This window comes from Streptomyces ferrugineus, from assembly GCF_015160855.1.
Lineage (GTDB): Bacteria > Actinomycetota > Actinomycetes > Streptomycetales > Streptomycetaceae > Streptomyces > Streptomyces ferrugineus.
Genome location: NZ_CP063373.1, coordinates 1,160,005 through 1,183,448 on the forward strand (window position 1 = coordinate 1,160,005; position 23,444 = coordinate 1,183,448).

At 71.3% G+C, this 23,444-nt stretch carries 23 protein-coding genes and 1 tRNA gene; 8 read left to right on the forward strand and 16 right to left on the reverse strand.

Going from position 1 to position 23,444, the window contains the following annotated elements:
- Positions 1-17: 17 nt before the first annotated feature.
- Both IM697_RS05520 and IM697_RS05525 read right to left on the reverse strand, forming a co-directional pair.
- The gene (locus IM697_RS05520; protein ID WP_194045277.1) at positions 18-2,549 is read right to left on the reverse strand and encodes an ABC transporter permease; all 2,532 of its coding nucleotides are present in this window, start codon (positions 2,547-2,549) and stop codon (positions 18-20) included.
- Entirely contained in the window at positions 2,549-3,319 is a 771-nt protein-coding gene (locus IM697_RS05525) for an ABC transporter ATP-binding protein (protein ID WP_194045278.1), read from the reverse strand. Before IM697_RS05525 ends, IM697_RS05520 begins: the two co-directional genes overlap by 1 nt.
- A 393-nt stretch (positions 3,320-3,712) precedes the next feature.
- Between IM697_RS05525 and IM697_RS05530 the strand changes: the two genes are divergently transcribed.
- From IM697_RS05530 to IM697_RS05540, 3 genes are all read left to right on the forward strand, one after another.
- Positions 3,713-3,796: transfer RNA gene (locus tag IM697_RS05530), tRNA-Leu, on the forward strand.
- 146 nt (positions 3,797-3,942) lie between these two features.
- A complete protein-coding gene (locus tag IM697_RS05535) occupies positions 3,943-5,118 on the forward strand; it encodes a 4-hydroxybenzoate 3-monooxygenase (RefSeq protein ID WP_194045279.1) in 1,176 nt (391 codons plus the stop codon).
- Between the two features lie 214 nt (positions 5,119-5,332).
- Complete coding sequence (locus IM697_RS05540) at positions 5,333-6,229, forward strand: Bax inhibitor-1/YccA family protein (RefSeq protein ID WP_194045282.1); 897 nt, start codon at positions 5,333-5,335, stop codon at positions 6,227-6,229.
- A gap of 69 nt (positions 6,230-6,298) precedes the next feature.
- On the opposite strand, the gene IM697_RS05545 is transcribed toward IM697_RS05540, so the two are convergent.
- A complete protein-coding gene (locus IM697_RS05545) occupies positions 6,299-6,529 on the reverse strand; it encodes a DUF4287 domain-containing protein (RefSeq protein WP_030049879.1) in 231 nt (76 codons plus the stop codon).
- A gap of 94 nt (positions 6,530-6,623) precedes the next feature.
- Here IM697_RS05545 and IM697_RS05550 point away from each other — a divergent pair, with 94 nt between their 5' ends.
- Positions 6,624-6,935, forward strand: a complete 312-nt coding sequence (locus IM697_RS05550; protein ID WP_194045283.1) for a hypothetical protein — start codon at positions 6,624-6,626, stop codon at positions 6,933-6,935.
- A 3-nt stretch (positions 6,936-6,938) separates the two neighbouring features.
- Here IM697_RS05550 and IM697_RS05555 read toward each other — a convergent pair whose 3' ends face one another.
- The 3 genes from IM697_RS05555 to IM697_RS05565 all read right to left on the reverse strand — a co-directional run bounded on the left by IM697_RS05555 (position 6,939) and on the right by IM697_RS05565 (position 11,126).
- On the reverse strand, positions 6,939-7,721 hold the full coding sequence (locus IM697_RS05555; RefSeq protein WP_194049600.1) for a hypothetical protein: 783 nt from the start codon (positions 7,719-7,721) through the stop codon (positions 6,939-6,941).
- Between the two features lie 277 nt (positions 7,722-7,998).
- Positions 7,999-9,219, reverse strand: a complete 1,221-nt coding sequence (locus tag IM697_RS05560) for an acetyl-CoA C-acetyltransferase (RefSeq protein ID WP_194045284.1) — start codon at positions 9,217-9,219, stop codon at positions 7,999-8,001.
- 518 nt (positions 9,220-9,737) lie between these two features.
- Entirely contained in the window at positions 9,738-11,126 is a 1,389-nt protein-coding gene (locus IM697_RS05565; protein ID WP_194045286.1) for a cystathionine beta-synthase, read from the reverse strand.
- Positions 11,127-11,310: 184 nt separating this feature from the next.
- Between IM697_RS05565 and IM697_RS05570 the strand changes: the two genes are divergently transcribed.
- Positions 11,311-12,336, forward strand: a complete 1,026-nt coding sequence (locus IM697_RS05570) for an SGNH/GDSL hydrolase family protein (protein WP_194045288.1) — start codon at positions 11,311-11,313, stop codon at positions 12,334-12,336.
- Positions 12,337-12,569: 233 nt separating this feature from the next.
- On the opposite strand, the gene IM697_RS05575 is transcribed toward IM697_RS05570, so the two are convergent.
- The 5 genes from IM697_RS05575 to IM697_RS05595 form a co-directional block, all read right to left on the reverse strand.
- Positions 12,570-13,010, reverse strand: coding sequence for a hypothetical protein (locus IM697_RS05575; protein ID WP_194045290.1), 441 nt, complete (start codon positions 13,008-13,010; stop codon positions 12,570-12,572).
- Between the two features lie 85 nt (positions 13,011-13,095).
- Positions 13,096-14,028, reverse strand: a complete 933-nt coding sequence (locus IM697_RS05580) for an ABC transporter substrate-binding protein (RefSeq protein ID WP_194045292.1) — start codon at positions 14,026-14,028, stop codon at positions 13,096-13,098.
- A 22-nt stretch (positions 14,029-14,050) separates the two neighbouring features.
- Positions 14,051-14,713 carry an ABC transporter permease gene (locus IM697_RS05585; protein WP_194045294.1) on the reverse strand — a complete coding sequence of 221 codons (663 nt, stop codon included), beginning with the start codon at positions 14,711-14,713 and terminating at the stop codon, positions 14,051-14,053.
- A gap of 1 nt (position 14,714) precedes the next feature.
- Positions 14,715-15,356 (reverse strand): ABC transporter permease, encoded by a 642-nt coding sequence (locus IM697_RS05590; protein WP_194045296.1) that lies wholly within the window; start codon positions 15,354-15,356, stop codon positions 14,715-14,717.
- Complete coding sequence (locus IM697_RS05595; protein WP_194045299.1) at positions 15,353-16,387, reverse strand: ABC transporter ATP-binding protein; 1,035 nt, start codon at positions 16,385-16,387, stop codon at positions 15,353-15,355. Before IM697_RS05595 ends, IM697_RS05590 begins: the two co-directional genes overlap by 4 nt.
- Positions 16,388-16,528: 141 nt before the next feature.
- On the opposite strand from IM697_RS05595, the gene IM697_RS05600 reads away from it, so the two are divergent.
- The 3 genes from IM697_RS05600 (at position 16,529) to IM697_RS05610 (ending at position 19,587) form a co-directional block, all read left to right on the forward strand.
- Positions 16,529-18,046 (forward strand): aromatic amino acid ammonia-lyase, encoded by a 1,518-nt coding sequence (locus IM697_RS05600; RefSeq protein WP_194045301.1) that lies wholly within the window; start codon positions 16,529-16,531, stop codon positions 18,044-18,046.
- Positions 18,043-18,903 (forward strand): MurR/RpiR family transcriptional regulator, encoded by an 861-nt coding sequence (locus IM697_RS05605; RefSeq protein ID WP_194045303.1) that lies wholly within the window; start codon positions 18,043-18,045, stop codon positions 18,901-18,903. Before IM697_RS05600 ends, IM697_RS05605 begins: the two co-directional genes overlap by 4 nt.
- Before the next feature lie 96 nt (positions 18,904-18,999).
- Positions 19,000-19,587 carry a hypothetical protein gene (locus tag IM697_RS05610; RefSeq protein WP_194045305.1) on the forward strand — a complete coding sequence of 196 codons (588 nt, stop codon included), beginning with the start codon at positions 19,000-19,002 and terminating at the stop codon, positions 19,585-19,587.
- 9 nt (positions 19,588-19,596) lie between these two features.
- Here the strand turns inward: IM697_RS05610 and IM697_RS05615 are convergent, their stop codons facing one another.
- The 5 genes from IM697_RS05615 to IM697_RS05635 form a co-directional block, all read right to left on the reverse strand.
- Entirely contained in the window at positions 19,597-19,971 is a 375-nt protein-coding gene (locus IM697_RS05615; RefSeq protein WP_194045307.1) for a roadblock/LC7 domain-containing protein, read from the reverse strand.
- 14 nt (positions 19,972-19,985) lie between these two features.
- The gene (locus IM697_RS05620; protein ID WP_194045313.1) at positions 19,986-20,486 is read right to left on the reverse strand and encodes a roadblock/LC7 domain-containing protein; all 501 of its coding nucleotides are present in this window, start codon (positions 20,484-20,486) and stop codon (positions 19,986-19,988) included.
- Positions 20,487-20,565: 79 nt separating this feature from the next.
- On the reverse strand, positions 20,566-21,357 hold the full coding sequence (locus IM697_RS05625; protein ID WP_194045314.1) for a transcriptional regulator: 792 nt from the start codon (positions 21,355-21,357) through the stop codon (positions 20,566-20,568).
- Positions 21,354-21,746 (reverse strand): hypothetical protein, encoded by a 393-nt coding sequence (locus IM697_RS05630; RefSeq protein WP_194049601.1) that lies wholly within the window; start codon positions 21,744-21,746, stop codon positions 21,354-21,356. The genes IM697_RS05625 and IM697_RS05630 overlap by 4 nt, the downstream gene beginning before the upstream one ends.
- 183 nt (positions 21,747-21,929) lie before the next feature.
- A complete protein-coding gene (locus tag IM697_RS05635) occupies positions 21,930-23,330 on the reverse strand; it encodes a type III PLP-dependent enzyme domain-containing protein (RefSeq protein ID WP_194045315.1) in 1,401 nt (466 codons plus the stop codon).
- Between the last annotated feature and the right edge of the window lie 114 nt (positions 23,331-23,444).

Genomic DNA, 23,444 nt, shown 5'->3' on the forward strand with positions numbered 1-23,444 from the left:
TGTGCGCGTACGTGCCGCTATTCCGCCTTGATCGCGTTCAGCATGTTCAACTTCGCGGCGTTGCGGGCCGGCCACAGCGCGGCCAGGACGCCCACCAGACCGGCCAGCACCAGGAAGATCCCGATCCGGTCCCAGGGCAGCACCAGCGCGTAGCCCGGGATCTCCTCCGCGATCGTCTCGCCGATCGCCCAGCCGAGGAACGCGCCGAGACCGATGCCGACCACCGCGCCGAACACAGAGATGACCACGGCCTCCAGCCGGACCATCCGCTTCACCCGGCGCCGGTCGAGACCGATCGCCCGCAGCATGCCGATCTCCTGCTGCCGTTCGAAGACCGACATCGCCAGGGTGTTGACGACCCCCAGCACCGCGATGATCAGGGCCATCGCCAGCAGGCCGTACATGATGTTCAGCATCGTGTTGATGGCGCCGCCGAACTCGTTGCGGATGTCCTGACGGTCCATGACCGTGATCGCGGGGTTGTCGCCCAGCGCGTCGATGAGGACCTTCTCGTTCGCCGCGGTCTGGCCGCCGTCGACCTTCACGAAGATCTGCGGGATGTACGGCTTCACCTCGTGCTGGTTCACGATCGCGGTGTCGACGAGGACGGGGGAGAGGAACTCGCTGTCCTTGTAGACGGCGCCGACCTTCAGCGTGGCCTTCTTCTCGTCGGCGAAGGTGACGGAGAGGCTGTCGCCGGGCTTCCAGCCCTTGCTCCTGGCCGTCTTCTCCGCGACCGCGACCTGGCCCTTCGCGAGCGAGTCCACGCTGCCGTCGACGACGTCGACGTTCAGGACCCGCTCGATGTCGCCCGGCGTGACCGCCGAGGCGGACACGTAGTCGTCGTCGACCTGGAAGTAGGCGTCCTGCTGCGGCGACACCGCGGAGACGCCCTTGGCCTTCTCCAGCGCCGTCAGCGCGGACTGGTCGAGGTCCCCGCCGTTCGCCATCCTGACCATGTAGTCGGCCTTGATGTTGTCCGTGGTCATCTTGTCGATGGCCGTGCCGACCGTGATACCGAGCACCGACAGACCGGTCACCAGCGTCAGGCCGATCGCGAGCGCCGAGGCGGTGGCACCGGTGCGGCGCGGGTTGCGGACCGCGTTCTGGCCGGCCAGCTTGCCGGCCACCCCGAAGGGGCCGACCAGCAGCGGACGGACGAGCGCGATCACGGGCCGGGACAGCAGCGGGATCAGGATGATCACGCCGATCAGCGCGAGGAACGCGCCGCCGGCGATGTACATCCGGCCGCTCTTGCCGCCGGACGAGGCACCCAGCACGATCGCGGCCGAGCCGAGAGCGGTGATGGCCGCGCCGATGGAGTTGCGCACCACCAGCGACTTGGTGGTCGCCACCGCGTGGACGCTGCTCATGGCCGCCACCGGCGGGATCTTCGCGGCCCGGCGGCCGGGCAGCCAGGCGGCGAACATCGTGATCAGCACACCGACGCCGATCGCGGCGATCACCGGCGTGGCGGACAGGATCAGCGGGCCGTCCGGGATCTTCATCTCGAACGCGGCCATTCCGGAGCGCAGACCGACCGCGAGCCCGATGCCCAGGACGAAGCCGATCACCGAGGCGACCAGGCCCACCACCGCGGCCTCGGCGAGCACCGAGCGGGTGATCTGCTTGCGCGACGCGCCGACGGCGCGCATCAGGGCGATCTCCTTCGTGCGCTGGGCGACCAGCATCGTGAAGGTGTTGGAGATCAGGAAGATCCCGACGAACAGCGCGATGCCCGCGAAGCCGAGCAGGACCTGCTTGAGGCTGCCCAGCCCCTGCTCGATCTGCTTGGCCTGCTCGTCCGCGAGCGCCTGGCCGGTCTGGGCCTCGGCCGTCTCCGGCAGCAGCGGCTCGACCGCGCCCAGGATCTTCGCGTCGGACGCGCCGGGGGCGGCGGTGACGGTGACGCTCCCGAAGTAGCCCGGCTTGAGGTACTGCTTCTGGGCGACCGCGGTGTCGAAGAGGACGAGGCTGCCGCCGGCGTTCACGGCGCCGTCCTCGGTGGTGAACACACCGCTGAGGGTGTACTCCTTCACCGGGCCGTTGGTCGCCACCCGCACCCGGTCGCCGACCTGGTACTCGCCCTTGGTCGCGGATTCCTTGTCCAGGGCGATCTGATCGTCCTTCACCGGGCCCGAGCCGTCGGTGAACGTGTAGGCCGTGTCCTTGCCGTCCTTGCCGGGGGCGAAGTTGGAGCCCTTGTTGGACCAGCCGACGCCGATGAGCTTCCCGTCGGGGTCGGCGACCCCGGCGAAGCCCTCGACGCGGCCGTACACGCCGGCGACGCCGTCCACGGCGGAGATCTTGTCGAGGGTCTTGTCGGAGAGGCCGGGCTCTTCCTTGGGATTGTCCGGGTCGGCGTGCGAGGTGACGGCGACCGCGACGTCGTCGTAGCTCTTCGCCGACTGGTTGCGGAAGGCGTTGGAGAGGGTGTCGGCGAAGACCAGGGTGCCGGAGACGAACGCGACGCCGAGCATCACGGCGAGCACGGTCATCAACAGCCGGGCCTTGTGCGCGAGTACGTTGCGCAGGGCGGTGCGGAACATCAGCTGGTGCGGCCCTTCGCGTCGAACTGCTTCATGAAGTCGAGCACGTTGTCCGCGGTCGGCCGGTACATCTCGTCGACGATCCGCCCGTCGGCGAGGAACACCACGCGGTCCGCGTACGCGGCGGCCACCGGGTCGTGGGTGACCATCACCACCGTCTGCCCCAACTCCCGTACGGAGTTGCGCAGAAAGCCCAGCACCTCGGCGCCGGAGCGCGAGTCGAGGTTTCCGGTCGGCTCGTCGCCGAAGATGATCTCGGGCCTGGAGGCCAGCGCACGGGCCACGGCGACGCGCTGCTGCTGGCCGCCGGAGAGCTGCGCGGGGCGGTGGCCGAGGCGGTCGGCCAGGCCCACCATCCGGATGACCGAATCCACCCACTGCTTGTCCGGCTTGCGGCCCGCGATGTCCATCGGGAGGGTGATGTTCTCCAGCGCGGTCAGGGTCGGCAGCAGGTTGAACGCCTGGAAGATGAAGCCGATCTTGTCCCGGCGGAGCTTGGTGAGCTGCTTGTCCTTCAGGGAGCCCAGCTCGGTGTCGCCGATGCGCACCGAGCCGGAGGAGAAGGTGTCGAGACCGGCCACGCAGTGCATCAGCGTGGACTTGCCGGAGCCGGACGGGCCCATGATCGCGGTGAACTCGGCCTGCCGGAAGTCGACGGAGACCCGGTCCAGGGCGACCACCTGGGTCTCGCCCTGTCCGTAGACCTTCGACAGATCCGTGGCACGCGCGGCCACGGTGGTGGCCCGGGCGGCGGTGGGTGCGGTGGTCACGAGAGAAACGCTCCTGAAGGGACGGTGGTGTGTTCGAAGGACGTATCCATCGTCCCGGCCGGGAACCGCCGTGTAGTCAGTCGCTGTTCCGGTTCCGAAGGCAGACTGCGGATGGACCGGGGGCGGTTGTGTCATACCTGAGGATGACGGGGACCCCTGACACCCGGTCGGATCGGGAACAGGTGGAGCGTCCTTGTTTGGACGGTGAAATTCCGTCATTCCGTATGCGCCGCCGACCGTCGCACGTAAGGCTATTGGCAAGTGCGGATGGCGCGTTCCATGGGCTGATGCACCCTCAGACATCAATAAAATAAGACAACATCGGCCCGCCCGCCCGCTGTTCGGGGGAGGCGTCCCGATAGGCTCGGAACCTCGATGCGGAGCCCATGGCCTGCCCAGATGGTGGAATGCAGACACGGCGAGCTTAAACCTCGCTGCCCCTTCGCGGGCGTGCCGGTTCAAGTCCGGCTCTGGGCACTTCCGACGCACCCCCTTCCTTCAAGACTTCACCGCAACCGTTGACAGCGGGCGCGTGCGGCCGGACACTCACATTCGAAGATGGTGAATAAAACTTCACTATACGAACCAGCACGCCATGTGAACAGCTAGAAGGGAAGCGACCGATGCGCACCACCGTCGGCATCATCGGAGCGGGCCCGGCCGGCCTCCTCCTCGCCCGGCTGCTCCACAACGCCGGCATCGACTCGGTCGTCCTGGAGAGCCGCGACCGCGCCTACGTCGAGCACCGCCAGCGCGCCGGAATCCTGGAGCAGGGCACGGTGGACGTGCTGCGCGCGGCCGGCGCCGGGGAGCGGATGGACCGCGAGGGCCTGCGCCACGACGGCATAGAGCTGCGCTACGACCGCAAACGCCACCGCGTCGACTTCCCCGGCCTCACCGGCGGCCGCTCGGTGATGGTCTACGCCCAGACCGAGGTCTGCAAGGACCTCATCGCCCTCCAGCTCAAGGAGGGCGGCCCGCTGCTGTTCGAGGCGGAGGCGCTGGCGGTGGAGGGCGCGGACACCGACAGCCCGCGCGTGCGCTACCGGCACGGGGGTGTCGAGGACGTCCTCGCATGCGACTACGTCGTCGGCTGCGACGGCTTCTGGGGCGTCGCCCGCAAGGCGATCCCCGAGGAGCTGACCCGGGTCTTCGAGCGGACGTACCCCTTCGGCTGGCTCGGCATCCTCGCCGACGTCGCCCCCTCGCACGACGAGCTGGTCTACGCCCGCCACGACCGCGGCTTCGCCCTGCTGTCCATGCGCTCCCCGTCCGTCTCCCGCCTCTACCTCCAGGTGCCCGAGGGCACGGATGCCGAGGAGTGGGGCGACGACGAGATCTGGGCGGAGCTCGAGCGCCGCTTCGAGACCGCCGACGACTGGCGGCTGGAGCGCGGCCCGATCACCCAGAAGTCGGTCACGCCCATGCGGTCCTACGTCCACGAGCCCATGCGCCACGGCCGCCTGTTCCTGGCCGGTGACGCGGCACACATCGTGCCGCCGACGGGCGCGAAGGGGCTGAATCTGGCCATCGGTGACGTCGTCACCTTCGCGCGGGCGCTGACCCATGAGAGGGACACGGGCTCGGCGGAACTCCTCGACGCCTACTCCGAGACCTGTCTGCGCCGCGTCTGGCAGGCCGAGCGGTTCTCGTACGACATGACGACCCTGCTGCACCGGGCGCCCGAGGCCACGCCCTTCGAGGACCGGCTCCAGTTGGCGCGGCTGGAGCGGATCGCGGGATCGAGGGCGGCCGAGACGGATCTCGCCGAGGGGTACACGGGGTTTCCGTTCGGGTGACGGGGTACGCGATCCGGGCGGGTGATCTCCGACAGGTTCCGGCCACGTCGCAGGTTGGTCATGAATGAGCCCCTCCATGGCCGGGAATCACCCGGCCGCGTAGCGTGTTGGCCAGCACGACGAGGGAAAGATCCTCCCCAAGCAGTAGGGTCAATCCTTTGCCCACCTATTACTCTTGAGCCAAGGTCGCGCACGGCGATCATGGAGGAGTGAAATGAGGAGCAGCAACCCGGTCTTCTCGCGACGGGGGTTCAGCCGCGACAACGGCTACGCGGGCTTCAACACCGCGCCGCAGGCCGGGGGCGCCGCTGTCGGCACGCAGGCCAACCCGTACGCCCAGCCGCAGGCGGGCAACCCGTACGCGCAGAACCCTTACGCCCAGCAGGCCCAGCAGTACGGCGCACCGCCGCAGGCACCGGCCACCACCGGCCGCATGACGATGGACGACGTCCTCATGCGCACCGGCACCACGCTCGGCATCCTGATCGTCACGGCCGCGCTCGCATGGGCGCTGCTGCCGGTCGACGACGCGAACATCAGCCGGTCCTACGGCATCGCGATCGGCGCCGGTCTGATCGGCATGGTCCTGGCGCTCGTCCAGTCCTTCAAGCGCAAGGCGTCGCCGGCGCTGATCATCTCGTACGCCGCGCTCGAGGGCGTGTTCCTCGGCGTGGTCTCCAGCGTCGTCGACAACCGCATCGCCAGCGGTGCGGCCATGCAGGCGGTGCTCGGCACGGTCGCGGTCTTCGCCGCGGTGCTGGTGGCGTACAAGGCGGGCTGGATCCGCGTCAACCGCCGCTTCGTCGGCTTCGTGATGGCGGCTGCGCTCGGCTTCATCGCGCTGATGGCGATCAACCTGCTGTTCGCGGTCTTCGGCGGCGGTGACGGCCTCGGCTTCCGCAGCGGCCCGCTCGGCATCCTGTTCGGCGTCATCGGCATCCTGCTCGGCGCCTGCTTCCTCGCCCTGGACTTCAAGCAGGTCGAGGACGGCATCGCCTACGGCGCGCCGCGCGAGGAGGCCTGGCTCGCCGCCTTCGGTCTCACGCTGACGCTGGTGTGGATCTACATGGAGTTCCTGAGGATCATCGCGATCCTCAACAGCAGCGACTAGTCCGCGGCGATCGCGCAGTCAGCAAAGGGCCCCGGGTTCTCTCCCGGGGCCCTTCGTCGTCTTGCGCGCCTAGAGGAATTTGCGCGCCGCCCTCCTCAGGTCGTACTCATGGACGATCGCCTTCGCGTGGCCGTACGCGAGGTCGTATTCGTGGCGGAGCCAGCTGACCTTCTCTTCGAAGCGAACGAGAGCCGGGCCTTCTTCTACGGTGCGGAGCCAGTCGGAGACTTCACGACCGGTGCAGTGGGGGATGCGGGCGAGCATGTTGCGGTGGGTCTCCTCGGAGAGGACGTGGGACATCGGCGCCTCCGGACGCAAAGGGGATGTAAGCCGGTCCTTCAGGTCACCGTGCCTGAGCGTTCGCCCGTTGGCAACAGTCGCGTACGCTCACGGCGTGGTTGATACGACGCGTCTGACCCAAGCCGTAGATCACTTCGCCGACCGGTTGCGGGCGGCGCCGCAGAGCCGGCTGCAAAGAGGTGGCGCTTCCCAGGCGCTGGCACTGGCCAGAGAACTGGCACGCAGGGCGCAGCTGCTGGAGACGCCCGGGGTGGAGCCCCGGGTGATGCCCGACGCCGGGATGTTCGCCGCCGCGGACCAGATCACCGTCGCCGTACACGATCTGGCGCTCGTGCTCACCGACGAGGACGAGGTCGAGGACGCGGTGCGGCTGGTCGCGGAAGCCCAGAAGAAGGCCGGGGTGTGAGCCCTAGAGGGACGCTATGACCCGGTCGGCCAGGATGTAGACGTTCTCCTCGCCGCACGCGAAGGTCAGCGTGTACGCGCCCGAGACCCCCGAACCGCCCAGCAGCACCGGCGTCTCGCCCGCGCGCAGGGCCGTCGCCAGGCGCTCGGCCGTCTCGCGGTGGCCAGGGGTCATGCACAGCGTGGTGCCGTCGGCGAAGACATAGACGTCGAGGGTGCCCAGCGGACCCGGGCGGACGTCGGTCAGCTCGGTGGCGGAGGCGGCCAGGTCCTCCAGGGTGGCCACCGTGCGCTCGTGGTCGTTCGCGACCGGTGACGAGGCCGGGACGAAGTCCGGGTGGGAGGGGTGACGGCGGCGGGCCGCGGCGAGTTCGGGGGACTCCCCGGCGAACTCGTCGGCGTCGGCGGTGGACTCGGTCACCGGCTCCAGGTGCTCCAGGCCCGCGAAATCGGCCTGGCGGGGCAGGAACAGCTCGCTGTCGGACAGGCCGAGCAGCGTGGGCGCGTCGGAGGCGTCACGCGCCTCCTGGGCGGCCCAGAAGGCACGCGCCTCGGCCAGCTCCCGCTCGCGCTCCTCGGCGAGCGCCTCGGCGACGGCGGCGCGTATCTCATCGGCGTCGGCGGAGACGCGGGCCGGCGGGACGAGACCGCGGGCCGCGGCGGCGTTGTTCTGTGCCAGCTCGGTGTGCAGGGCCGCGACCTGTCGGCGCAGCACCACGAGGGTGCGCAGGACGGCGACGCCCACGGCGCCGGTGGCGGCCGTGGTGAGCAGCAAGGCGATCGGCATGGCGCTCACTGACGTACTCCCGGTTCAAAGTCGACCCCCGACTTCCTACATCAGCTTGAAGGGCGGACTATCCAGCTGTCAGTGCGTAACGTCACGAAACGGACAGGGTTTTTGGTCTGTGGTTTGCTGGCGGAAGCGCGTGACCTGCGGTGATTCCTCGGCGAGGGAGATAGGTCACATCCTGGGGGCGATTGGATCACAGATCGACCCAGAACCTTGGACTTTCCTCGGTTCTGGGTCAAAGGGTGGCGCTGGGTTCCAGTGCGGATACGTTCCGTCAGCTCAGGCGCTCGATGACCATCGCCATGCCCTGGCCGCCGCCGACGCACATCGTCTCCAGGCCGAACTGCTTGTCGTGGAACTGGAGGGAGTTGATGAGTGTGCCGGTGATGCGGGCGCCGGTCATGCCGAAGGGGTGGCCGACGGCGATGGCGCCGCCGTTGACGTTCAGTTTGTCGAGGTCGATGCCCAGGTCGCGGTAGGAGGGGATCACCTGCGCGGCGAACGCCTCGTTGATCTCGACCAGGTCGATGTCGTCGATGCTCAGGCCGGCGCGGCGCAGCGCCTGCTGCGAGGCCTCGACCGGGCCCAGGCCCATGATCTCGGGGGACAGGCCCGAGACGCCGGTGGAGACGATGCGGGCGAGCGGGGTCAGGCCCAGCTCGCGGGCCTTGGTGTCGGACATGATCACGACCGCGGCGGCGCCGTCGTTGAGCGGGCAGCAGTTGCCGGCGGTGACGAGGCCGTCGGGGCGGAAGACCGGCTTCAGACCCGCCACGCCCTCCATGGTGACGCCGGCGCGGGGACCGTCGTCCTTGCTGACGACGGTGCCGTCGGGCAGGGTCACCGGGGTGATCTCGCGCTCCCAGAAGCCGTTCTTGATGGCTTCCTCGGCGAGGTTCTGCGAGCGGACGCCGAACTCGTCCATGTCCTGGCGGGTGACGCCCTTCCAGCGGGCCAGGTTCTCGGCGGTCTGGCCCATCGCGATGTAGGCGTCCGGCACGAGGCCGTCCTCGCGCGGGTCGTGCCAGGTGGTGCCCTCCTGCTCGGCGCGGGCCGCGGTGCGGGCCTCGGCCTCGGCGAAGAGGGGGTTGTGCGTGTCCGGCAGGCTGTCGGAGTTGCCCTTGCTGAAGCGGGAGACCATCTCGACGCCGGCCGAGATGAAGACGTCGCCCTCGCCGGCCTTGATGGCGTGCAGGGCCATCCGGGAGGTCTGCAGGGACGAGGAGCAGTACCGGGTGACGGTGCAGCCCGGGAGGTGGTCCATGCCCATCTGCACGGCGACGATGCGGCCGAGGTTGTTGCCCTGCTCGCCGCCGGGCAGGCCGCAGCCGAGCATCAGGTCGTCGATGTCGCGGGGGTCCAGCTCGGGCACCTTGGCGAGCGCCGCCTGGATGATGGTGGCGGCGATGTCGTCCGGGCGCAGCTCTTTGAGGGAGCCCTTGAAGGCGCGGCCGATGGGGGAGCGGGCGGTCGAGACGATCACGGCTTCGGGCATCACGGCTCCAGTCGAAAGGTGCGGGCATACCAGGGGGTCGGGCACGACTGTGAGGGAAGTTACCCGGCCGTACGAGGCGGGTCACGGGTGTGGCGGTGTGACCCTGACCGCAATTTTCTAAGCGCTTGCTTGGGCCCTGGCCGACAGGGACCCCTCGAGCAGGGAGTACCCCGGGACAGGCGCGTGGAAAAGAAATGCGCGGGGACCGCCGCACCCCCGTATCCGGGGGGCGGGACGACGGCGGTCCCCGCGAGGGACGCGGGCCGGGTCAGGGCCAGGCTTGCGCGTCCGTGGCGTCCTTGGAGGTCCGGGAGCCGCTCCGGAGGTCCTTGGCGCCGTTCGGTGCCGGCCGGGGCGGGGAGCCGCTCCCGCCCTGCCGACACCCACCAATGTGCCGGACCCGTGTTAAGCGGGTGCTGCGTGAACGTGACGCGCTCGTACCAGTTCCGCGACGGTCCGAGCAGCCCCGGTCACCACAAGTTCGCCGCGGACACCGCCAGTTCACCGCGGGTTCGCCGCTACTTTCCGCCCTTGGCCAGGAAGGCCAGCAGGTCCTGACGGCTGACCACACCGGTCGGCTTGCCCTCGACCAGCACGATCGCCGCGTCCGCCGCGCCCAGCACGGACATCAGGTCGCCGACCGGCTCACCGGAGCCGACCTGCGGCAGTGGGGCCGACATGTGCTTCTCCAGCGGGTCCTCCAGCGAGGCCCGCTTGGTGAACAGGGCGTCGAGCAGCTCCCGTTCGACGACCGACCCGACGACCTCCGCCGCCATCACGTCCGGGTGGCCGGCACCCGGCTTCACGATCGGCATCTGCGAGACGCCGTACTCGCGCAGCACCTCGATGGCCTGACCCACCGTCTCGTCCGGGTGCATGTGCACGAGGGACGGGATGGCGCCGTGCTCCTTGTCGTTGAGGACGTCGCCGACGCGCGCGCTCGGGCCCTCGTCCTCCAGGAAGCCGTAGTCGGCCATCCACTCGTCGTTGAAGATCTTGCTCAGGTAGCCACGGCCGCTGTCGGGGAGCAGCACGACCACGACGTCGTCCGGCCCGAGCCGCTCGGCGACCTTCAGCGCCGCCACGACCGCCATGCCGCAGGAGCCGCCGACCAGCAGCCCCTCCTCGCGGGCCAGGCGCCGGGTCATCTGGAAGGAGTCCTTGTCCGACACGGGGACGATCTCGTCGGCGACGGTCCGGTCGTATGCGGTGGGCCAGAAGTCCTCACCGACGCCCTCGACGAGATACGGCCGCCCGGAACCGCCCGAGTACACCGAGCCCTCGGGGTCGGCGCCGATGACCTTCACCTTGCCGTCGCTGACGTCCTTCAGATAGCGGCCGGTGCCGGAGATGGTGCCGCCGGTGCCCACGCCCGCCACGAAGTGGGTGATCCGTCCCTCCGTCTGCTCCCACAGCTCGGGGCCGGTGGAGTGGTAGTGGGACAGCGGGTTGTTGGGGTTGGAGTACTGGTCCGGCTTCCAGGCGCCGGGCGTCTCGCGCACCAGGCGGTCGGAGACGTTGTAGTAGGAGTCCGGGTGCTCGGGATCCACGGCGGTCGGGCAGACGACGACCTCGGCCCCGTAGGCCCGCAGCACATTGATCTTGTCGGTGCTGACCTTGTCGGGGCACACGAAGATGCACTTGTACCCCTTCTGCTGGGCCACGATGGCGAGCCCGACCCCGGTGTTGCCGCTGGTCGGCTCGACGATGGTGCCGCCGGGCTTGAGCGCACCGCTCTCCTCCGCGGCCTCGATCATGCGCAGGGCGATGCGGTCCTTCACGGAGCCGCCCGGGTTGAAGTACTCGACCTTGGCCAGGACGGTGGCCTGGATGCCCTTGGTCACGTTGTTGAGCCTCACCAGCGGGGTGTTGCCGACGAGACTGATCATCGAGTCGTGGAAATGCACCGTTGTCTCCGGATGCTGCAAAAGGTGTGGTCGTAGTGTTCCGCCAGCCTACGGCCCGGCGGCCCACGGGGCTGCGCCGAAGGTCGTTCCGAAGGTCGTTCACTCCCCGTTGGGATTGGGCCACGGTCCGTGCGGGGCAAGCAGTTGATGTAGGGCTACGGCTACGAGGAGGTGGCGGCGACGTATGGCGAACATGTCGAGGGCGAGGGTGGCACGGCGGATCGCGGCGGGCGCCGCGTTCGGCGGAGGCGGCATCGGTCTGGCGGGCGCGGCGGCCGTGGGGCTGCTGCTCGCCGAGGTGCGGATGGCCAGGCGGCACGTGGGCAACGGCACCAACAACCATGTACCGAACGCCGACGGCCGCTACGGCCGCCACTACGAGACCCCCGCCGACCCGCCGCTGCGCCTGACGATGCTGGGTGACTCCACGGCGGCGGGGCAGGGTGTGCACCGGTCGGGGCAGACGCCGGGCGCGCTGCTGGCGTCGGGACTGGCGGCGGTGGCGGAACGGCCGGTGATCCTGCGCAATGTGGCCCTGCCGGGGGCGCGCTCGGACGACCTGGACCGGCAGGTGGCCCTCGTGCTCGGCGACCCCGCCGTGCCGCCCGACGTCTGCGTGATCATGATCGGCGCGAACGACGTCACGAACCGCATGCCGCCAACCCGCTCGGTCCGCCATCTGTCCTCGGCGGTACGCCGGCTGCGCACGGCCGGCGCGGAGGTGGTCGTCGGCACCTGCCCCGACCTGGGCACCATCGAACCGGTCCAGCAGCCGCTGCGCTGGCTGGCCCGCCGGGCCTCCCGGCAGCTGGCGGCCGCGCAGACGATCGGCGTCGTCGAGCAGGGCGGGCGCACGGTGTCCCTGGGCGACCTGCTGGGCCCGGAGTTCGCGGCGAACCCGCGCGAGCTCTTCGGCCCCGACAACTACCACCCCTCCGCGGAGGGCTACGCCACGGCGGCCATGGCGGTCCTGCCGACGGTCTGCGCGGCCCTGGGCCTGTGGCCGGCGGAGGAGGAGCGCCCCGACGCCACCCGCCGCGAGGGCTTCCTGCCGGTCGCCCGCGCCGCGGCCGAGGCCGCCTCGGAGGCCGGCACCGAGGTCACGGCGGCGATGCCGACGGGCCCGAAGGGACCGTGGGCCCTGCTCAAGCGCCGCCGCCGGCGCCGGGTTCCGGAGCCGGACCCCACCGCGGCGACACCGTCGTCCTGAAGGACACGTCCCGAGAGAGGCCCGGCGGTACGGCGGGAAGGTGCTGGGCGCGCGAGGGCCTGGGTGTGTGGGGCCGAGTGGGTGTGCCGTCGGTGGGGGCGTGGGCTTCGTGGAGGCGTTGTGGTGTAGCGGTGGGAAGGTCCTGGGCGCGCGAGGGTCCCGGTCCCGCGCGACCGAGCGGACGTGCCCCCGGAAGGGACGCGGCCCTCCTGGAGCCCCGCTCCCCGCGGAGGTCACTCCTCCCAGCGGTCCTCGTCCCTGTCCGGCCTGCGCCGCCAGCCGCGGAACAGGCCGGGGTTGGTGCGGGCCGCCTGGACGAGGTTGACACCGACGATGCCGAACCAGGAGACGAGCAGCCCCTTGAGGCCGGCGGTGCCGGCGCCGATCCCGGACAGCGGGATCGCCAGTACCAGGGAGACGATGCCGAAGCCGAAGCGGTCACCGAAGGAGTCCGTCGGCTTCGGCGAGCGCGCGCCCCGCGCCGCCACCATCTGCTGCTCGGCGAGCTGCCGCCGCATCCGGCGCTCGACCGCCCCGTCGATGCGCTGGTCGACCTTCTCCATGAACGAGTCGACCAGCGCGGACTCGTAGTCGTCGCCCAGTTCCCTGCGGGCCTGCAAGGTGGCGTTGAGTTCCTTCTTGAGCTCGGCGTCCCGCGCGTCCATTCCGGTCATATGTCCCACGGTAGGCAGCGGGGACGAAGGCCGCACTGGGGTTAGCCCCCCTGTTCCGCGGGGGGCACGCGGCAGGGCGGCGCCGTCACTTCACCAGGCCGTGCTCCCGGACGTACGCGTCCGCCACGTCCTCAGGGTCCTTCTTGTCCTTGTCGACCTGCCGGTTCAGCTCGGTGAGCTGGGCGGTGGTCAGGGTGTTGCCGAGGCGGGCGAGGGCTCTGCGGACGGTGGCGTCGGCCTTGCGGTCGGCGATGAGGGGCACCACGTGCTGGCCGGGGATGAGGTTCTTGGGGTCGCTCAGCACCACCCAGCCGTTGGCCTGGATGTCGGTGTCGGTGGTGAAGAGGTTCGCCACGTCCACGTCCCCCTTCTTCAGGGCGCCCTTGACCAGCGGCCCGGAGGAGTCGAGGGACTTGAACTCCTTGAACTCCACGCCGTAGACGTCCTTGAGACCCACCGCGCCGACCTCCCGCTTCTTCACCTCCGGCGCCGCGCCGATGACCAGCTTGCCGTTCTGCTTCCTGAGGTCGGCGAGGGAGGCCAGGCCGTACTTCTCGGCCGTCTCCCGGGTGACGACGAAGGCGTCCGAGTCCTCGGCCCTCCCGTACGGCAGCACCTGGAGGCCGTTGGGCAGGGCCATGGTGAGGGCGTTCTGCATCTCGCCCTCCTCCGTCGCGGTCGCCTTGGGGGCGACGTAGTGCAGCAGGGCGCCCTGGTACTCCGGGAGCAGGTCGATGTCACCGCCCTTGAGGGCGGGGATGAGGATCTCGCGGGTGCCGAGGTTGGGGCGGACGGTCACCTTGACGCCGGCGTCCTGGAGCACGGCGGCGTAGAGGTACCCCAGGATCTGGTTCTCGGTGAAGTTGGCGGTGCCGATGGTGAGTCCGCCCTTGCTGGAGCCGCCGCCGGAGCCGGCGCTGCCTTGGCCGTCGAGGGAGGTGATGCCGCTGGAGCAGGCGGCGAGGGCGGGGACGGAGGCGGCCGCGAACAGGCCGCCGAGGAGTGTGCGTCGGTTCATCGGGAGGTTCATCGAAAGGTCCCTAGGCGGTGCGGTGGCGGAAGAGGAAGCGCTGGAGGCCGGACAGGGCCAGATCGAGGACGACGGCGACCGCGGCGACCAGCACCGCGCCGCCGAGTACCTGCACGAGGTCGCGCTGGGCGAGGCCGTCGAAGACGTAGCGGCCCAGGCCGCCGAAGGAGACGTACGCGGCGATGGTGGCCGTGGCCACGACCTGGATCAGCGCCAGCCGCAGGCCCGTCATGATCAGGGGGAGGGCGAGCGGCAGCTCCACCTGGAGCAGGACCTGGTGGCCGCGCATGCCCTGGCCGCGCGCCGCGTCCTTCACCTCCGGGGCGACGGCCGTCATCCCGGCGTAGGTGTTGGTGACGATCGCCGGGACGGCGAGGGCGACCAGCGCGACGTAGACCGGGAGCATGGACAGTCCGCCGGCCAGGAAGACCAGCACGACCAGGCCGACGGTGGGCAGGGCGCGGCCGAAGGACGCGAGGTTGATCGCGACGAAGGCGCCCTTGCCGGTGTGGCCGATCAGCAGGCCGAGGGGGAGGCCGATCGCCGCCGCGATGAGGGTGGCGAGCAGGGAGTACTGGAGGTGTTCGGTGAGGCGGTGGGCGATGCCGTCGGAACCGGACCACTGCTCGCCGCTGACCAGCCATGCGCCGAGGTTCTCGAAGAGTTCGTACATGTCAGGCTCGCCGCCTCCGCCAGGGTGTGAGTACGTACTGCAGGGCGACCAGAGCCGCGTCCGCGACCACGGCCAGGAGCAGGGTCAAGACCACTCCGGCGATCACCGGGGTCGGGAAGTTGCGCTGGAAGCCGTCGGTGAAGAGCTGGCCGAGGCCGCCGTCGCCGATGTAGGTCGCGACCGAGACCAGGGAGATGGACATGACCGTCGCGATCCGGACGCCGGCCATGATCACGGGGAGGGCGAGCGGGAACTCGACGGTGAGCAGGGTGCGCAGGGGCCTGGTGCCCATCGCCTTCGACGCCTCCTTCACCTTCACCGGCACCGAGTCCAGGCCCTCGACCGTGTTCCGCAGCAGGACGACCAGGGTGTAGATCGTCAGGCCGATGACGGTGGTGGTCCGGGTGAGGCCGGAGACCGGGAGCAGCAGGACGAAGATCGCGATCGACGGGATGGTGAACAGGACGTTCGAGAGGCCGAGCAGGAGGCCGCGCAGGGGGCGGATCCGGTGGGCGATCACCGCGAGGGGGAGGGAGATCAGAACGCCGAGGAGGACGGCGGTGAGCGCGGCCTGGAGGTGGGAGATCGTCAGGGCGGTGAGGTCGTCGGTGTGGTCGCCCATCCACGACCAGTCGATGGTCATGCGGTCACCCGGGCTTCCGTGTGCGCCTGGCCGGCGTGCTCGTGGATGTCGTCGCGGGAGGAGACGCCGGTGAGCGCGCCCGCCGCGTCCACGCGGGCTATCAGGCCGGTGGGGGAGGCGATCGACTCGTTGAGGGCCGACAGGAGGGAATCGTTGTCGCGCAGTGGCCGTACGGGGATCTCGGCGTCCTTCGACGCCCAGTGCCGGGGCCTGTTCGCCTCGTCGAGCACGAGGCTCCAGGTGCCGCCCTCCGGCGCCGGGGCCTGCGGGACGTCCGCGAGGGTCCGCAGCGACAGCAGCTTCAGGCCGCGCTCGGCGCCGAGGAAGTCGGCCACGAAGTCGTCGGCGGGGCGGGCGAGGAGTTCGGCGGGCGGGGCGCACTGGACCAGGTGGCCGCCGGTGCGGAAGATCGCGATCTGGTCGCCGAGCCGTACGGCCTCGTCCACGTCGTGCGTGACGAAGACGATGGTCTTGCTCAACTCCTTCTGGAGTCTGAGCAGTTCGTCCTGGAGCTGGGTGCGCACCACGGGGTCGACCGCGCCGAACGGCTCGTCCATCAGCAGTACGGGCGGGTCGGCGGCGAGTGCGCGGGCCACGCCGACGCGCTGCTGCTGGCCGCCGGAGAGCTGGTGCGGGTAGCGGCGGCCGGTCTCGGCGGGCAGGCCCACGGTTTCGAGGAGCTCGGCCGCTTTCGTACGAGCCCTGCGGCGGCTCCAGCCGAGCAGCAGCGGCACGGTGGCGACGTTGTCGAGCACGGTGCGGTGCGGGAACAGGCCCGCCTGCTGGATGACGTATCCGATGGAGCGGCGCAGCTCGGCGGCGTCCTGGCGGATGACGTCCTTGCCGCCGACCCGGATGGTGCCGGAGGTCGGTTCCACCATCCGGTTGATCATCCGCAGGGTGGTCGTCTTGCCGCAACCGGAGGATCCGACCAGGACGGTCACGCCACCCTCCGGCATCTGGAGGGAGAGATCGTGGACTGCTGTCGTGCCGTTGGGGAAGCGCTTGTGGACCGCGTCGAACTGGATCATGAGATGTCCCTTGCCCGGCTGTATAACGTCATGCAGAGTTCTTGGTAGCTGAATAGGTTGTCAACGGGTTGGTGTAAATCCGGAGTAACAGCTGACTGAAGAGCGAGATCGGATGTCCGAGTTGAGGGGAGTTGGGGCTTGATGTCGTCTCGGATCGTGGACATCCCCGGTGTCGTGTCCTCCGGGCACACCGGTCTGGTCGTCCTCGACGGGATCGGGCTCGGCGTCGAGGACGTCGCCCGCCTCGCCGACGGGACCGCGCGGCCGGTCCCCGCGACCGACGCGATGAAACGCGCCGAGGAGTCCTGGGACGCGGCCCGGCTCATCGCCGCGACCGGCCGCGTCTACGGCCGCTCCACCGGCGTCGGCGCCAACCGGAACGAGGACGTGCCCACCCACGCCGCCGCCGAGCACGGCCTGCGCCTGCTGCGCAGCCACGCCGGTGCCATCGGCGAGGAACTGCCCGCCCGGCAGGTCAGGGCCATGCTCGCGGTACGCGCCAACCAGCTGCTCGCGGGCGGGGCCGGCCTGCGCCCCACCGTCATCACCGCGCTGTGCGAGGCCCTGGAGAGCGGCGCCCATCCGGTCGTGAACGAGTTCGGCTCGGTCGGCACCGGAGACCTCGCGGCCCTGGCCCAGACCGGCCTCGCGCTGGCCGGCGAGCACCCCTGGCGTGGCTCCGGGGCGCCCGAACCGCAGCCGCTCGACAACAACGACGCCCTCGCGTTCATCAGCAGCAACGCCCTCACCCTCGGCCAGGCCGCCCTGGCCCTGCACGAACTGCGCGGCCTCATCGCCGCCACCCAGGTCGTCGCCGCCCTGTCGCTGCTCGCGGTCGACGGCTCCCACGAGGCGTACGCCGCCCCCGTGCACACCGCCCGGCCGCACCGGGGCAGCACCGAGGTGGCCCGCCGGATGCGGGAGCTGATCGGCGCCGAGGACCGGCCCACCCCGCCGCTCGGCCGGATCCAGGACCCGTACGGCTTCCGCTGTCTGCCCCAGATCCACGGCCCCGCGCACGACGCCGCCGACGCCCTGGGGGAGGTGCTCGCGGTCGAGATCAACGCCGCCGCCGAGAACCCCCTGATCTCCCCCGAGGACATGGCCGCCTACCACCACGGCGGCTTCTACCAGGCCCAACTCGCCCTCGCCCTGGACCACTTCCGGCTGGCGCTGACCCAGGTGGCCCGGCTGTCGACCTCCCGACTGTCCACCCTGAACGAGCCCGCCTACACCCGTCTGCGGCCCTTCCTCGCCGACCAGGAGGCCGCCTCGTCCGGCGTGATGATCCTGGAGTACGCCGCCGGAGCCGCCCTCGGCGATCTGCGGGCCTTCTCCGCCCCCGCCTCGCTCGGCCACGCTGTACTCTCCCGGGGCGTGGAGGAGCAGGCCAGCTTCGCCTCGCTCGCCGCGCGGCAGACACTGCGCGCGTGCGGCGCGTACCGTCTCGTCGTCGGCTGCGAACTCGTCGCCGCCGTACGGGCGTTGCGCCAGCGCGGCCTCAGGCCCGACCCTGGGCTTCCGGTCGGCCGGGCGCTTTCGCTGGCGGAGTCGGTGCTCGACGACGACCCGGCCGACCGCCCGCTCACCGACGACGTGACCGCGGCGGCGGCACTGCTGGACCGGTTCACGGAGATCTGGAGGGGGAGCGCGGCATGAGCGCGGACAGGAACACGGGCGGGACGGACAGCCCCGCCGCGCGACTTCAGGCGCTCTTCGAGGGGCACCGGCTGACGCCGACCCAGCGGCGTATCGCGCACAGCATGGTGCGCCGGGCCGCCGACGTGCCGTTCCTGTCCAGCGTCGAGCTGGCCGAGCTGGCCGGGGTCAGCCAGCCGTCCGTGACCCGCTTCGCCGTCGCCCTCGGCTTCGACGGCTACCCGGCGCTGCGCAGGCACCTGCGCGAGGTCGCGCCCGTCGAGCCCGCGGCGGACACCGGCTCGTACAACGAGTACCAGCAGGCCGTCGAGGCCGAGATCGAGAACCTGCGGCATCTGGCGGAGGTGCTGGCCGACCCGCGCCCGGTGCAGAAGGCCGGCCGCCTGCTCGCGGCCTCCCGCCCGCTGCCCGTGCTCGGCCTGCGCGCGGCGGCCTCCCAGGCGTACGGCTTCTCGTACTTCGCCGCCAAGGTCCACCCGGACGTACGGCTGCTGCACGAGGGCGGCACGATGATCCACGACCGTATCGACGCCGCCGTACGGGCCGGCGCGACGACCCTGCTCTGCTTCGCGCTGCCCCGGCATCCGCGCGAGGTCGTGGACACCCTCTCCTACGCCAAGGAGTCCGGGCTGACCGTGGTGACCGTGGCCGACTCCGCGTTCGCGCCGGTCGCCAAGGTCTCCGACCTGCTGCTGCCCGCCGCCGTCGGCACCGGCCTCGCCTTCGACACGGCCTGCGCGCCGATGCTGCTGGGCCGGGTCCTGCTGGAGGCCATGTGCGACGACCTGCCGGACGCGCAGGCGCGGCTGGAGGAGTTCGACGCGCGGGCGGCGGCGCGGGGGCTGTTCGTCGAGTGAGTTTCTGAGGGCGAGCGGGTTCTTAAGACTCGTCTCACGTTCGGTGGCTAGCGTGCGCGCACAGCAACTGGACAGATCGCAGACGGGAGGCTGGACGTGGCACGCGGTGGAGGACAGGGGCTGGCTCGGGTGGCCGTCGTCGTACGGGCCGGGGCGGCGCCGCTGTGGTGGCTCGGGGTGTTCGCGGCGGGCATCGGTGCGCTGGCGCCGGGGCTGACCGGCCGCAGGATCGGCGTCCTGGCCGGCGCCGCGCTGTTCATCGTCGCCGCGGCCGTGGTCGCGTACCTCCGCCGCAGGCGGTACACCGCCCTGATCGGCTCGGCCGCCCGCGCCGGCAAGCACGATGTGCTCCAGGACCGTGCCGTCGCCGTCCGCAACTGGCGCCGGGGTCACCGCTGGTGGCTGCTGCTGTCGTTCCTCGCCGCCCTGGGCAGCGCGTTCGCGGTGCCGGCGGCCGGCGGGATGCTGCTGGCCGGATGCGGGGCGGGGCTCGGGCTCAAGGCGGCGTGGCTCGGGCGGCGGGAGCGGGCCGACGGTGTCCTGCTGTGGGTGCGGGTCGACTGGCTCGACGGCCGGGGTGGCCGCCCGGCGGGCAAGGCCGTGAAGGCCTACCGCAGTACCGGCATCGCCGCGGGCGACGCGGCCCCGGGCGGGGCCCGCCGTCGCACCGCGGCGCTGGTGTAGCCGGGCGGGTCAGACCTCCAGCTCCTCCTCGATCTTCTTCAGCTGGTGCCTGGCCATGGCCAGGTTGGCGCGCTTGACGTCGAGCACCAGGTACAGGAAGAGCCCGTTTCCGCCGCGCCCGCTGATCAGCCGGATCAGGTGGTACTGGTCGGTGAGGGTGATCAGGATGTCCTCGATGCCGCCCTTGAGGCCGAGGTGCTCCATCGTGCGCATCTTGGCGCGGACGACGTCGGTGTTGCCGGCGGCGGCGACATTGAGGTCGAAGCCCTTGCTGCCGCCGAGCGTGCCCAGCGCCATGCCGCTGGTGTAGTCGACGAGCGCGACGCCGGTCGCGCCCTCGATCGAGGACAGGCATTCCTTCAGTGCGGTCTCGGTGTTGGCCATGGTGGGTCTCCCTCTCAACTTTCGGTAGCGGTACGCGCGTTGGCCGTGGTGGTGCGTGCGGCGCGCGCGGTTCTGGTGCGGGTGGGCATGGGTCCGGCGGACTCCTTGGCCGGGCTCTTGGCCGGGCCGCGGCGCGCGGGCGTCGCTTTCGCGTCCACGAGCTCCCCGATGCGGGCACCGGCGCGACGGCCCTCCAGATGCAGCCGGCCGACGTTGACGCCGTCGGTGGCGAGCAGGGTCAGCACGGCGGTGCGGCCCGCGGCGTACGTGGCGACATAGCCGTCCGTCCCGCGCAGGAGCAGTTCGCGGAAGTCGCCCCGGCCGGTCGCGTCCGTCACCCGCACCGCGACGCCGAGCGCGGCGGCGGTCAGTGCGGCGAGGCCGTCCGGTTCGACGCCCGGGGTGTCGTGGGCGAGGACGAGGCCGTCCACGCCGGCCGCGAGCGCTCCGGTCAGCTGGGGCACACGGGCTCTGAGCCGGCGGAACTCGTCGAGTATCGGGGCCTCGGCCGCCATCAGGTCTCTCCTCTCGGCTCGGGACCGCTGCCGCGGGCGAGGCGCCCCGGTCGGCTCGCGGTCCTCGAAGGGTTTGCGGTCAAAGGGCCTCCAGCGCATCCCTGACCCTCTTCAGCAGCGCGACGTAGGGATCGGCGGCGGCGTCGGGCGGGGGAGCGGGGGCGGGCGGCGGCTGCGCGGACACGAGCCCCGCCGCGGCCAGCCGCCGCAGGTGCACCAGCGTGTGGAACGCCGGTCTGCCCAGCTCCCGCGCGATGTCCACGGCCCTGCGCACGCCGTCCACCTGGGCCAGCACGGCGGCCTGCCGGGACGGGACCGCCGGCGCCGCCACCGGGTCGGCCCGGATCAGGGGCGCGCCGTCGGTCGCCGGGTCGGGCCAGATACGGCGCAGCAGCGCGCGGCGGCGCAGCGTCTCGCGCTCCAGCTCGGCCACCGGCACCGGATGCACCGCGGCCAGCCAGTGCGCGGCGCCGTAGCGGAAGCGGCCCGGCGTGCTGCTGGGCGCGAGGGCGAAGTACGCGGCGTCGTACACCGCGCCGACCTGCGCCAGCTCCAGCGCGCCCGGCGTGACGCCGTACCGCCGCAGCCGCCCCTCGTCGGCGCTGTCCTCGACGTCCCGCCAGGTCTCGGCGTCGAGGGCGCCATGGGCCGTCAGGAGCACGCCGAGGCCGGGTGCGAGCGGGCTCTCGGCGTGCACGATCCGGCCCTCGGCCAGATGGAGCGTGCCGTGCTCGCGGTCCAGGACCCCGGTGGCCCGCTCCTCGGCGAGCCGGGTCAGCATCGGGGAGACGCCGCCCCCGCAGCGCACCCGGGCCGCCGTGCGGTCCCGGACCGGCAGGCGCGGTGGCGGGGTGGTTCCGACCGCGGTCATCCCAGCACCAGCCGTTCGGCCATCTCGCCGAGCCGGATGCGGGCCAGCGCGAGATTGCCGTCCGCGCGGGCCAGCCACAGATACAGGAACACGCTGCTGTCGAACGACGTCGGCACGAACCGCAGCACGTGGTAGCTGTCCCGGTTGCTGAGGATCACGTCCTCGACGGGCGGATCCGGGACGTCGGCGCCGTCCCCCGGCCCGAACGCCTGCTGCTCGGCGGCCAGCCGCGCCAGCTCCGCCGCCTCGGCCGCCGCCGTCTCGTGGTCGCCGCCCGGAGGATCGCCCACGGTGCCCAGGGCCAGTCCGCTCGTCCAGTCGACCAGTGCGGCGCCACGCGCACCTGGCAGCCGCATCGTCTCCAGCAGGCACTCGTCGATTCCGGGCACCGTCGCTCCCCTCCCGCCCTCGGGGTCCGGCTGAGTGACGGCCAAGCTACGCAACGTGTGTGCGGCGAGTGAGCGTTCGGGCATTTTCCAGTGGAACATGCCCCGAGGGGCTAGGGTGGGTCAACTGACCCCGTTTTCACGTGACTTGATCTCGTATGGTGTACGGCTCCGGATCGGCGTACGTCAACGCCGCCTCGGCGCGGGCAGGGTGGTGAGCGAGCCCGCGTGCGCCCCTCCCGATTCGGCCACGATCTCGTCCAGCGACTGCGGCTCGCGCACCGTCGCGAAGGCGATGCCCCCGGCGTCGTCCGGCGCGAAGCCGTACACACCGGGCCGGGCGAGGGAGTTGTACGCGTAGTGGTGCGCGAAGTAGTACGCCCCCGTGTCCAGCGCCGCCGCGTAGTCGCCCTGCGCCAGCAGCGGCAGCGCGCTCCCCTCGGCCAGCAGATCACCCGAGAAGCAGGCCGGCCCGGCCACGTCCTGCACCACCGCCGGGCCCTCCTTCGGGCGCCCCTTGCCGTCGTAGGCGGCGATCCTCAGCGGCCAGCTCCCCGGCGCGTACACCGTCCGGGTCGCCACCTGCACACCCGCGTGCGTGACCGCCACCGGCCGGCCGCCGGCGCTCTTGGCGTACTCGACCCGCGCCACGACCGTCCCGTGCTTGGCGAGCAGCGAGCGCCCGAACTCCGTGACCAGCCCGTAGCGCCCGTCGAACAGCCCCGGCACCGCCTCGCCCAGCAGCCGCGCGTACTGCGCGTAGGTCGGCGTGGTCGCGTCCGACGCGAAGTTCACCGGCAGTCCACCGCCGATGTCGAGCGTGTCGATCTGCCGCCGCCCGATCCGCCGGTTGATCTCCTCGGCCAGCGCGAACGCCTGCGCGACCCCTTGTGCCATCAGCGACAGCGGGATGCCCTGAGAGCCGGTGTGCGCATGCAGCCGGGTCAGCCACGGACGGTCCTGATACGCCCGTACGACCCACTCCCGCGCCCCCTCGTCGCGCAGCGCCACCCCGAACTTCGAGGTCGCCGTGGCCGTGGACGTCGCCTCGATCGAACCCCCGCCGACCTGCGGATTCACCCGTATCCCGAGCGGTGAGCGACTCGCGGCCGACCTCATGAGAGCGTCGATGCGGTCCAGCTCCTGCGGGTTGTCCGCGTTGACCGCGACACCCAGCGCCAGCGCCTCGCGCAGCTCGGCCGGCGTCTTCGCGGGCGAGTCCAGGACCGTCCGCTCCGGGCGCAGCCCCGCCGCCCGCGCCAGCGCCAGCTCCCCCGGGCTCGCCACCTCCGCGCCGATGCCCTCGTCGCGCAGCAGCCGCAGCACCGGCACCAGCGGGGTCGCCTTCACCGCGAAGGCGTGCAGCACCGGTGTGCCCGGCGCCACCAGCGCGTCGAACGCCGCCCGCAGCGCCGCCGCGGACTCCCGGATGCCGGTGACGTCCAGCAGCCCGACGATGGGTGAGTCCGGCCCGAGCAGCCCCTGCTCCACGGCCGCCCGCACCGCCTCGTCGCGCCGGGCCACCCGGCCGGCGTCGTACTCCGGTATTCCCACAACATCCCCCGTCATGCCGTCGTCCGAGCTCATGCATCCAGCCAAACACCCGGAACGCGACCGTGCTGGCGCACCGATGTATTGACTAGCTCTATTCAGAGCGCCAGGATGTGAATATCCACCTCAACAGTCCGCAGTCACCGTCCG